This is a genomic window from Pantoea sp. RIT-PI-b (assembly GCF_001187905.1).
GTDB classification, from domain to species: Bacteria; Pseudomonadota; Gammaproteobacteria; order Enterobacterales; family Enterobacteriaceae; genus Pantoea; species Pantoea nemavictus.
Genome location: NZ_LGIS01000021.1, coordinates 25463 through 36452, shown reverse-complemented (window position 1 = coordinate 36452; position 10990 = coordinate 25463). Strand labels below are relative to the sequence as shown.

At 54.1% G+C, this 10990-nt stretch carries 8 protein-coding genes, 1 tRNA gene and 2 pseudogenes; 10 read left to right on the top strand and 1 reads right to left on the bottom strand.

Features of this window, described 5'->3' with window-relative positions:
* Positions 1–155: 155 nt before the first annotated feature.
* Positions 156–293 (top strand): annotated as a pseudogene (locus AC790_RS24300) (transcriptional regulator); the annotation flags it as partial.
* A gap of 52 nt (positions 294–345) precedes the next feature.
* Here the strand turns inward: AC790_RS24300 and AC790_RS14950 are convergent.
* Positions 346–930: pseudogene (locus AC790_RS14950) on the bottom strand (HD domain-containing protein); the annotation flags it as partial.
* Positions 931–992: 62 nt separating this feature from the next.
* On the opposite strand from AC790_RS14950, the gene AC790_RS14945 reads away from it, so the two are divergent.
* From AC790_RS14945 to dppF, 9 genes are all read left to right on the top strand, one after another.
* Positions 993–1457, top strand: a complete 465-nt coding sequence (locus AC790_RS14945) for a MarR family winged helix-turn-helix transcriptional regulator (RefSeq protein ID WP_007890808.1) — start codon at positions 993–995, stop codon at positions 1455–1457.
* 100 nt (positions 1458–1557) lie between these two features.
* A complete protein-coding gene (locus AC790_RS14940; RefSeq protein WP_007890809.1) occupies positions 1558–1986 on the top strand; it encodes an organic hydroperoxide resistance protein in 429 nt (142 codons plus the stop codon).
* 268 nt (positions 1987–2254) lie between these two features.
* A complete protein-coding gene (eptB, locus tag AC790_RS14935) occupies positions 2255–3946 on the top strand; it encodes a kdo(2)-lipid A phosphoethanolamine 7''-transferase (protein WP_049852295.1) in 1692 nt (563 codons plus the stop codon).
* A gap of 150 nt (positions 3947–4096) precedes the next feature.
* Positions 4097–4173, top strand: a tRNA-Pro gene (locus AC790_RS14930).
* 826 nt (positions 4174–4999) lie between these two features.
* On the top strand, positions 5000–6610 hold the full coding sequence (gene dppA / locus AC790_RS14925) for a dipeptide ABC transporter periplasmic-binding protein DppA (RefSeq protein WP_007890813.1): 1611 nt from the start codon (positions 5000–5002) through the stop codon (positions 6608–6610).
* 198 nt (positions 6611–6808) lie between these two features.
* Positions 6809–7828, top strand: coding sequence for a dipeptide ABC transporter permease DppB (gene dppB / locus AC790_RS14920; RefSeq protein WP_007890814.1), 1020 nt, complete (start codon positions 6809–6811; stop codon positions 7826–7828).
* 9 nt (positions 7829–7837) lie between these two features.
* Positions 7838–8740, top strand: a complete 903-nt coding sequence (gene dppC / locus AC790_RS14915; protein ID WP_049852294.1) for a dipeptide ABC transporter permease DppC — start codon at positions 7838–7840, stop codon at positions 8738–8740.
* 12 nt (positions 8741–8752) lie between these two features.
* A complete protein-coding gene (gene dppD, locus AC790_RS14910; protein WP_049852293.1) occupies positions 8753–9739 on the top strand; it encodes a dipeptide ABC transporter ATP-binding protein in 987 nt (328 codons plus the stop codon).
* Positions 9729–10739: a dipeptide ABC transporter ATP-binding subunit DppF gene (dppF, locus tag AC790_RS14905; RefSeq protein ID WP_007890819.1), complete on the top strand. Its 1011-nt coding sequence runs from the start codon at positions 9729–9731 to the stop codon at positions 10737–10739. The genes dppD and dppF overlap by 11 nt, the downstream gene beginning before the upstream one ends.
* Positions 10740–10990: the final 251 nt, after the last annotated feature.

Below are 10990 nucleotides of genomic sequence, written 5' to 3'. Positions count from 1 at the left end.
TTTCGGTCACCGCGCCCGTGGGGCCCGCAGCACCCCCCCCCCGATCCCCGTGCGCCCCCCGCTGCGGGATTGCGACCCCCCCCCCGGGCTTCCCCCGGGACGGGGGGAAGGGCGGCCCCCACACACGCAGCCAAAACTAACGGGGGCGGTCCATTTTCGCCCGCGTGATGGGGGTGAGCGTCTCGTCAGTTAAAAGTTGGGAGGCGCAACGTACACGTCCTTCCGCTACGGCGCGCAAACTGATGAAGCTGTTGCAGGCCAACCCCTATTTAGGGCGTCAACTGCTGGAGTGATCCCTAATTGGGAGAGCTCCAACCCGCCTCTATGGCGGGTTTTTTTATTTTTGCCGCCATACTTCGCCGCCTGTTTCACGAACCAACTCTCGGGCACGCTGTGTGGTGGCTGCGCTAACTGCGCAAGCCCTTGTTTAATGGTTTGATCCGCCTGCTGCCACAAATGGCGATCGCCGTCACGTAATAGCTGTATCTGAACCTGTTTTTCCACAAGGTAAACACGCGCAAAGTCGGCATCGTACTGCACGATGGCGCGGGTGTTATCGATGATGTCGGCCAGTTTGATGGTTTGCGCTTCGGGCGAGGCATCCGCGGTATGACGAAAGTGCGCCAGCTTACGCGCTGCACGATTTTTGGCTGCAGGCTGCGCGCTGTCGGTGAGCATATCAACCAACTCCGCCACGCGCGGGCCGAAATGACGCTCAATATCGTCTATTGTGCTGGGGGTATCTTCTACTGTGTCATGCAGCCAGGCGGCGGCAATCATCTCTTCATCATCGGTGACGCTGCGCACCAGTTCGGCCACGGCTGCCGGATGCACGATATAGGGCTCATCAGTGTATTTACGGCGCTGGCCGGCAGCGGCGTGCGCCTCAGTGGCATAACGGCGCGCTTGCTCTTCCAGTGAATCTCGCATATTTCACTCTCCCAGAGAAAAGTCGCTTGCAATTATCTAGCGCGCTATTTATATTGAACCTCATGAACAGTAATCAAGATGACAAAAAAGTGAAGCAGGCGCCACTGCAGTTAGATCAGCAGCTCTGCTTCGCACTGTATTCGGCGAACCTCGCGATGCACAAAGTCTATCGCCAGCTGCTGTCAAAGCTGGAGATTACCTATCCGCAATATCTGGTGATGCTGGTGTTGTGGAATCAGGACGATGTGACGGTCTCGGAGATTGGCGAGCAGCTGTTTCTTGATTCGGCGACGCTAACGCCGCTGCTGAAACGTCTGGAGAGCGCCGGTTTACTGCGCCGTCAGCGTTCACGCCAGGATGAGCGCCAGGTGGTGGTGACGCTGACTGATGAAGGTCGCGCCTTGCGTGATAAAGCGGAAACCATTCCCGAAGCCATTCAGTGCGCAACCGCCTGTGATGATCAGGCGATGGCGCAGCTGAAAGGGCAGCTGGACGAATTGCGCGACAGCTTGTATCACGCCAACTAATTACACCAACGGGAAGTCGCTGTCTCGGCATCCCTTAATGAAGTTCAGGTTTGCGCATAATAAGTAGTGCGCGATTATATAGCGAATAAATGAGGTTATTATGTCTTTAGAACAAGTTGTTTACACTGCAAAAGCTAAAGCTACCGGCGGTCGTGATGGTCGTGCGACTTCTTCTGACAACGTGCTGGATGTGAAACTGGGCGTGCCAAAAGAGATGGGCGGCGCTGGCGGCGAAGTCACCAACCCAGAGCAGCTGTTTGCGGCGGGTTACTCAGCCTGTTTCCTCGGCGCAATGAAGTTTGTGGCGGGCCGTGACAAAATTGCGATGCCAAAAGATGCGTGGATTGAAGGCGAAGTCGGTATTGGTCCAATCCCGAACGGTTTTGGTATCGAAGCCAAGCTGAATATCCACCTGCCAGCCATGGACGCTGCTGAAGCGCAAAAGCTGGTTGATGCTGCTCATATCGTTTGCCCATACTCAAACGCGACGCGCGGCAACATCGATGTCACGCTGAATATCATCAACTAATTGCGAGTGATGAGAATGCAAGGCTCCTGCGGGAGCCTTTTTTATATCTGAAGATCGGCGTTCCCGGATCGATAAGCAAATTTCTCTGGTCTTACCATTGGTTAAATGTTCTACTGCTCGGCTTCGCGCCATCGCCATATCGCCAGTCGGAATCGTCCCGATCCTGTACGTTGCGTCACGCTTTTTCTGCGGTTTAGCGAACTCTGCTGTCTTTAAATAGTCACATTACGGTTGATACAACGACACCAGGTCGGGAATAGATATTTTCATGAATTATATTAAAAGTTTAACGCAGCAAAAGCTGTCATTGCTGCTTGCTTTATATCTCGGTATCTTGCTGAATTTACCGATATTTTATCGCCGTTTTGACGGTTTTTTAACGAAATCAAACCTCTCTAATTGGCTCTCTGCAGCGGCAGAAGTGATGGCCGCCGTGTTGCTGACCTTCTTCCTGATGCGCTTGCTATCACTGGGTGGCAAATGGGCTTATCGCATTCTTGCCAGCCTCATCGTGATCATTTCGGTGGCAGCCGCCTATTACATGGCGTTCTTCAACGTGGTGATTGGCTACGGCATTATCGCGTCAGTGATGACCACCGATGTTGATCTCTCGAAAGAAGTGATTGGCCTGCGCTTCGTGCTGTGGATGGTGCTGGTGAGCGCACTTCCGCTGCTGCTGATTTGGCGCAATAACCTGAGTCTGACACTGTTCGAACAGCTGAAAACGCCGGGTCAGCGTCTTAAACCGACGGTGATTTTGTTGCTGAGCGTGGCGTTGGTATGGCTGCCTATTCGCTATTTTGACAAGTTGCAGAAGGTTAACGAAGAGATCACCAATATCGATTTACCGAGCTACGGTGGTGTGGTCGCACACTCGTATCTGCCATCAAACTGGATCGCCGCGCTGGGACTGTTTGCCTGGACCAAAATGGATGAAGAGTGGGATGGCAAAGAGTTGCTTGATCCGGCGAAGCAGTTTACCTACGTCGCACCGCCGGGCATCGACGATACCTATATGGTGTTTGTGATTGGCGAAACCACGCGCTGGGATCACATGGGGATGCTGGGCTACGATCGCGATACCACGCCGAAGCTGTCAAAAGAAAAAAATCTGGTCGCCTTCCGCGGCGAGTCTTGTGATACCGCCACCAAGCTGTCGCTGCGCTGTATGTTCGTACGCGAAGGCGGCACCATGGACAATCCAGGACGTACGCTGAAAGAACAGAATATTTTCGCCGTGCTGAAAGAGCTGGGCTTTACCTCCGAACTGTTCGCGATGCAGAGCGAAGTGTGGTTCTACGATAACGCCAACACCAACAACTTCTCATTCCGCGAGCAGATTGGCTCAGAGAAGCGCAATCAGGGCAAAGCGGTAGATGACATGCTGTTAGTGCCGGAACTGCAGGCATCATTGCAGCGTTTCCCTAAAGGTAAGCATGTGGTCATCCTGCACACCAAAGGGTCGCATTATCTCTATTCGCAGCGCTACCCGCGCGACTTCGCTCGCTACAAGCCGGAGTGTATGGGAGTTGATGAAACCTGCAGCAAAGCGCAGTTGATCAATGCTTATGACAACTCGGTTTTATACGTTGATACCATGCTGGATAGCGTGCTCGATCAGCTGCGTGATAAGAAGGCGATAGTGTTCTATGCCGCCGACCATGGTGAATCGATCAGTGAGAATATGCATCTGCACGGTACGCCGCGTGAGATGGCGCCACCGGAGCAATTCCGCGTGCCAATGATGGTGTGGGCTTCCGATAAGTATCTGGACGATCCCACCAACCGTAGCAACTTTGAGCGCTTACAAGCGCAACAGCGCGTCGGCAAAACGCATCGTCATGTTGAGTTGTTCGACACCATTTTGGGCTGCCTGGGTTATACCTCGCCAGATGGCGGGATCAAAGCTGCCAATAACTGGTGCCAGGCACCTGCGGGTACTCCAGCTAAAACGCTGTAATATCCTGGGGTCTCCATTAATGGCGACCGCTACGCCGAACCCATTGAGCAGCAGGGCTTTTAAGGTGCTGCTTGCTTTCCAGGCGATCAGATGGGTTTTCAGCAAAAGGGATTGACGCTTTTTTAGCGGCGCAGTAATATGCGCCCCCATCGGCGAGTAGCGCAGCTTGGTAGCGCAACTGGTTTGGGACCAGTGGGTCGGAGGTTCGAATCCTCTCTCGCCGACCATCTTTGAAGAAACCTGCTTTTATAAGCAGGTTTTTTTTCGTCTGTAATTTGGCGGATCACCACATTGGACCGCTGCGCTCTGTTTGAAAGCGCAACCACACGTGCAGGCGATGGGAAGGCGGCTCGGTTAGCAAAGCGTCCGCCGCAGGGATGCGGCGGCCGAGGCTACAGGGACGTATTCACGCCGTCTTTGCGTTCGAGCCGCCTTTCCTGAGCACCGCAACGAGCAAACAGCAAAACCCGTAAATACACCCGTTCCGCCAGTTAAACCCGAAATAATCACCATTATGTCCACTTTCATCTCTGCACCCCACGCCAAATCGAACCCGCCCGCTTAATTCGTGACACATTCTTCTTATGACCGGTTTATGCATCATGCTGATTTCTTATGCCATTTTACTAGCACATTCCGCTGCCTGAACGTCATAACGCACGAAGAATCGTTCAGATATTCAACATTTACCAATAACTTTTGTATGTTTTTTAGCGGTGATAATCACTGTCATTTGGCTACATAGCCAGATAATCACGCGGCATTGAGTGCTTTATCACCTTTTTAAATTTTGGCTCAGCGCAATAAGGGTGTTTTTTATCGTTGCTTGCACTTACTCACACTCTGTGTAAATAACCCCACACTGTATTGACGTTTATTGCAACTGTTGACAAATTGATGCGTCAATAAAATGTAGAGACGGACCTGCCTGACAATGTCCCCGGCAAAAATAACCGCTCACATTTTGCTTACGCTTAATTGACCTGCCCGAACCGCATAAAAAAATCAGAGGTCGGGCGACGCACACAACATCACATCACAATGGAGCAAAACATGATCAACTCCCTGGCTAAATCCAGGATGCTGAAGGTCGGTCTCAGCCTGATTGCTATGACCGTTGCCGCTGGTGTCCAGGCGAAAACCCTCGTTTATTGTTCAGAAGGTTCGCCTGAAGGCTTCAACCCGCAGCTCTTCACATCGGGCACCACCTACGATGCTAGCTCCGTACCGATCTACAACCGTCTGGTTGAGTTCAAAACCGGTACCACCGAGCTGCAGCCAGGTCTGGCAGAAAAATGGGATGTCAGCGCGGACGGTAAAACCTACACCTTCCATCTGCGCCAGGGCGTGAAGTGGCAATCGACCAAAGACTTCAAGCCAACCCGCACCTTCAATGCCGATGACGTCGTGTTCTCCTTCGAGCGTCAGCTCGACAAAAACAACAAATATCACGGTGTTTCTGGCGGCAGCTACGAATACTTCGAAGGCATGGACATGCCTAAGCTGATCGCCAAAATCGAAAAAGTTGACGATTACACCGTACGCTTCACCCTGACCCGTCCAGAAGCGCCGTTCATCGCTGACCTCGGTATGGACTTCGCTTCAATTCTGTCAAAAGAGTACGCCGACAACATGCTGAAAGCGGGCACGCCAGAGAAGCTGGACCTCAATCCAGTGGGCACCGGTCCATTCGTGCTGCAGCAATATCAGAAAGATTCGCGCATTCTGTATAAAGCTAACCCAGACTTCTGGGGTACCAAGCCGAAGATTGATCGCTTAGTGTTCTCCATCACGCCAGATGCTTCTGTCCGTTACGCCAAACTGCAGAAGGGTGAGTGCCAGGTTATGCCGTACCCGAATCCGGCCGACATCGCCAGCATGAAGAAAGACGACAAAATTAATCTGATGGAGCAGCCTGGTCTGAACGTCGGTTACCTGTCGTTCAACACCGAGAAAAAACCGCTGGATAACGTGAAAGTGCGTCAGGCACTGACCATGGCGGTGAACAAACAAGCCATTATTGATGCCGTTTATCAGGGCGCTGGCCAGGCCGCGAAAAACCTGATCCCGCCAACCATGTGGGGCTACAACGACGACATCAAAGATTACGCCTACGATCCTGAGAAAGCTAAAGCGCTGCTGAAAGAAGCGGGCATGCCAGATGGCTTCTCAATCGACCTGTGGGCCATGCCGGTACAACGTCCATACAACCCGAACGCACGCCGTATGGCAGAAATGGTTCAGGCTGACTGGGCGAAAATTGGCGTGAAAGCCAAAATCGTTACCTTCGAATGGGGCGAGTACCTGAAACGCGCGAAAGCCGGGGAACACCAGACCGTCATGATGGGCTGGACCGGTGATAATGGGGATCCGGATAACTTCTTCGCTACGCTGTTCAGCTGTGCAGCGGCGAAAGACGGTTCGAACTACTCACGTTGGTGCTACAAGCCGTTTGAAGATCTGATTCAGCCAGCACGTGCTGAAGCCGATCACAACAAACGTATTGAGCTGTACAAACAGGCTCAGGTAGTGATGCATGACCAGGCTCCGGCGCTGATCATCGCCCACTCAACCGTATATGAGCCAGTGAGCAAGAAAGTATCTGGTTATGTGGTTGATCCATTAGGTAAACATCACTTCGAAAACGTCGATATCCAGGAATAACCTTTCGGATTATCGCGGTTAGGGCCAGCATTGCTGGCCCTCGGGCGGCACCTTCGCCGCCCGTATTCCGCTCTTTTTTTCCGGCTAATTCTACTAATGAAGCGCTTCTTGCGTCGCGTCCGCCTATGGCTGGCTGCGAGTGTTGAGCAATGTTGTCCCCGGCGGTAACGCTATGGGAAATGTCAGAGAACCAGGCTTATGCTGCAATTCATACTCCGACGTTTGGGCCTTGTCATCCCAACGTTCATCGGTATCACGTTATTGACCTTCGCGTTTGTCCACTTGATCCCCGGCGATCCGGTACTGATCATGGCCGGTGAACGCGGCATCTCCCCCGAACGTCACGCTCAGCTGATGGCGCAGTTTGGCCTCGATCAGCCGATGTGGAAGCAATATCTCACCTACATCAATGGTGTATTGCACGGCGACCTTGGCATCTCGCTGAAAAGCCGCATCCCGGTCTGGGACGAATTCGTTCCTCGTTTTAAAGCCACGCTGGAACTGGGCATCTGCGCCATGTTGTTCGCGGTTGCAGTGGGTATTCCTGTTGGTGTGCTGGCAGCGGTAAAACGCGGCTCAATCTTCGATCACACCGCCGTAGGCATCTCGCTCACCGGTTACTCGATGCCGATTTTCTGGTGGGGCATCATGCTGATCATGCTGGTCTCGGTGCAGTGGAACCTTACGCCGGTCTCCGGGCGCGTCAGCGACATCATCTTCCTTGACGACAGCCATCCGCTCACCGGCTTTATGCTGATTGATACGCTGCTGTGGGGTGAACCGGGCGATTTCAAAGATGCCGTGATGCACATGATTTTACCGGCCATCGTGCTTGGCACCATTCCGCTGGCGGTGATTGTGCGTATGACGCGCTCCTCCATGCTGGAAGTGCTGGGTGAAGACTACATCCGCACCGCGCGCGCCAAAGGTTTGACGCGCATGCGCGTGATTGTGGTGCATGCGCTGCGTAACGCCATGCTGCCGGTGGTCACTGTGATTGGCTTGCAGGTCGGTACGCTGCTGGCCGGTGCGATCCTGACCGAAACCATCTTCTCGTGGCCGGGACTCGGCCGCTGGCTGATCGAAGCGCTGCAACGCCGTGACTATCCGGTGGTACAGGGCGGCGTATTGCTGGTGGCGATTCTGATCATCGTGGTCAACCTGCTGGTTGATCTGTTGTACGGCGTGGTCAATCCACGTATCCGTCATAAGAAATAAGGGGGAATCATGTCTGCTGTTGATCCCGCAAGCGTAACTGCTGCACCCAAGCCGATGACCCCGTTACAGGAATTCTGGCACTACTTCAAACGTAATAAAGGCGCGGTTATCGGCCTGGTTTACATCGTTCTGATGCTGTTAATCGCCATCTTTGCCGATGTGCTGGCACCGCACGCACCGGCTGAACAGTTCCGCGATGCCTTGCTGCATCCACCGGTCTGGCAGGAAGGCGGCAACTGGAGCTACATCCTTGGTACCGATGACGTGGGCCGCGATGTGCTGTCGCGTCTGATGTACGGTGCTCGCCTGTCGCTGCTGGTGGGCTGCATGGTCGTCGTGCTGTCGCTGATTCTTGGCGTGATATTCGGTTTGATGGCCGGCTATCTCGGCGGCGTGGTGGACGCGATTATTATGCGCGTGGTCGACATCATGCTGGCGCTGCCAAGCCTGCTGCTGGCATTGGTGTTAGTGGCGATCTTCGGTCCGTCGATCGTCAATGCTTCGCTGGCCATCACCTTCGTGGCGCTGCCGCACTACATCCGTCTGACACGTGCTGCGGTGCTGGTTGAAGTCAACCGCGACTACGTCACCGCGTCGAGCGTGGCGGGAGCTGGCACGCTGCGTCAGATGTTTATCAATATTCTGCCTAACTGCCTGGCACCGCTGATCGTGCAGGCATCATTAGGCTTCTCCAACGCCATCCTTGATATGGCGGCGTTGGGCTTTCTCGGTATGGGGGCGCAACCGCCAACGCCGGAGTGGGGCACCATGCTCTCCGACGTGTTGCAGTATGCGCAAAGTGCCTGGTGGGTGGTGACGTTCCCTGGCGTGACCATTTTGCTGACGGTTCTGGCATTCAACCTCATGGGCGATGGTTTGCGTGATGCACTCGACCCGAAACTCAAGCAGTAAAGAGGCACCGAGATGGCGTTATTAAATGTAGATAAGTTATCGGTGCATTTCGGCGACGAAAAGACACCGTTCCGTGCAGTTGACCGCATTAGTTATCAGGTCGAGCAGGGCCAGGTGGTTGGTATTGTCGGTGAATCGGGTTCCGGTAAATCGGTCAGCTCGCTGGCGATCATGGGCCTGATTGATTATCCCGGCCGCGTGATGGCCGAAAAACTGGAATTCAACGGGCGCGACCTGCAGAAAATCTCCGAAAAAGAGCGCCGCCAACTGGTTGGTGCTGAAGTGGCGATGATTTTCCAGGACCCGATGACCAGCCTCAATCCGTGCTACACCGTAGGTTTCCAGATTATGGAAGCGCTCAAGGTGCATCAGGGCGGCAGTAAACGTACCCGTCGTCAGCGCGCGGTTGATCTGCTCGATCAGGTGGGCATTCCCGATGCGGCATCGCGTCTGGATGTCTATCCGCACCAGCTTTCTGGCGGGATGAGCCAACGCGTGATGATCGCCATGGCGATTGCCTGCAAACCGAAGCTGCTGATTGCCGATGAGCCGACTACGGCGCTCGACGTCACCATTCAGGCGCAAATCATCGAACTGCTGCTGGAGTTGCAGAAGCAGGAGAACATGGCGCTGATCCTGATTACCCACGATCTGGCGCTGGTGGCCGAAGCGGCTCAGCACATCATCGTGATGTATGCCGGTCAGGTGGTGGAGAGCGGTAAAGCGGTGGATATCTTCAAAGCACCGCGTCATCCCTACACGCAAGCGCTGCTGCGCGCGTTGCCGGAATTTGCTGCGGACAAAGCGCGTCTGGCGTCGCTGCCGGGCGTGGTGCCGGGTAAATACGATCGCCCAACCGGCTGTCTGTTGAATCCACGCTGCCCGTACGTAACCGATCGCTGCCGCCGCGAAGAGCCGGAGCTGCGCGACATTCCGGGCCGTCAGGCCAAATGTCACTTCCCATTGGATGATGCCGGGAGACCGACTTATGAGTCTTGATAACAACCAGCAGGATTACCTGCTGCAGGCAATTGACCTGAAAAAACACTACCCGGTGAAGAAAGGTCTGTTCGGCCAGGAACGTCTGGTAAAAGCGCTGGATGGCGTGTCGTTCAACCTCGAACGCGGCAAAACGCTGGCGGTGGTGGGTGAATCCGGCTGCGGTAAATCGACGCTGGGCCGCTTGCTGACCATGATTGAAACACCGACCGAAGGCCAGCTCTTCTGGCACGGTCAGGATCTGTTGAAGCACGATCCGCAGGCGCAGAAACTGCGTCGCCAGAAAATCCAGATCGTGTTCCAGAACCCGTACGGCTCGCTCAATCCGCGCAAGAAAATCAGCCAGATTCTTGAAGAGCCGCTGGTGATCAACACCTCGCTGACCAAAGCGGAACGCAAAGAAAAAACGCTGGAGATGATGGCGAAAGTTGGCCTGAAAACCGAGCATTATGATCGCTATCCGCACATGTTCTCCGGCGGACAGCGCCAGCGTATCGCTATCGCACGCGGCCTGATGCTCGATCCGGACGTGCTGATTGCCGATGAACCTGTTTCCGCCCTCGATGTGTCGGTGCGCGCGCAGGTGCTCAATCTGATGATGGATTTGCAGCAGGATTTAGGTCTGTCCTACGTCTTCATCTCGCATGACCTGTCGGTGGTGGAGCACATCGCTGATGAGGTGATGGTGATGTATCTCGGTCGCTGCGTGGAGAAGGGCAGCAAAGAGGCGATCTTCAGCAATCCGCGCCACCCTTACACCCAGGCGCTGCTGTCGGCGACACCGCGTCTCAATCCAGACGACCGTCGCGAGCGTATTAAGCTGACAGGCGAACTGCCGAGCCCGCTCAATCCGCCGCCAGGCTGTGCGTTTAACGCGCGCTGCCGCCGTCGTTTTGGCACCTGTGTTCAGCTGCAGCCAAAGCTGAAGCAGTATGGCGATCAGCAAATTGCCTGCTTCGCGGTTGATCAGGATGAAAATCAGCCGGTGGGCACGCTATAAATTAACGCCAATGATGGTTGAAGGCTCCCGCGGGAGCCTTTCTTTTTGGCAATGTAATACATCAGGGAAATTAACGGCTGAGAACCGCCTCATCAAGGTGCTTTAAAAAGCATAACCTGAATGAATCAGTAATCAATTGGTCCTGATTAGGATATAAAGCGTAAAGGCAAATTCTTATTTTAGTCAGGATTGCGTGAGCTTCATCACATTGGAATAAAATCCATAACTTGCAGCGCAGTAGAGTATTTTCA

Coding starts and splice junctions, on each gene's coding strand:
- dppA (WP_007890813.1), top strand. CDS start 5,000: ATGATCAACTCCCTGGCTAAATCCAGGATGCTGAAGGTCGGTCTCAGC.
- AC790_RS14940 (WP_007890809.1), top strand. CDS start 1,558: ATGTCTTTAGAACAAGTTGTTTACACTGCAAAAGCTAAAGCTACCGGC.
- AC790_RS14945 (WP_007890808.1), top strand. CDS start 993: ATGAACAGTAATCAAGATGACAAAAAAGTGAAGCAGGCGCCACTGCAG.
- eptB (WP_049852295.1), top strand. CDS start 2,255: ATGAATTATATTAAAAGTTTAACGCAGCAAAAGCTGTCATTGCTGCTT.
- dppD (WP_049852293.1), top strand. CDS start 8,753: ATGGCGTTATTAAATGTAGATAAGTTATCGGTGCATTTCGGCGACGAA.
- dppC (WP_049852294.1), top strand. CDS start 7,838: ATGTCTGCTGTTGATCCCGCAAGCGTAACTGCTGCACCCAAGCCGATG.
- dppF (WP_007890819.1), top strand. CDS start 9,729: ATGAGTCTTGATAACAACCAGCAGGATTACCTGCTGCAGGCAATTGAC.
- dppB (WP_007890814.1), top strand. CDS start 6,809: ATGCTGCAATTCATACTCCGACGTTTGGGCCTTGTCATCCCAACGTTC.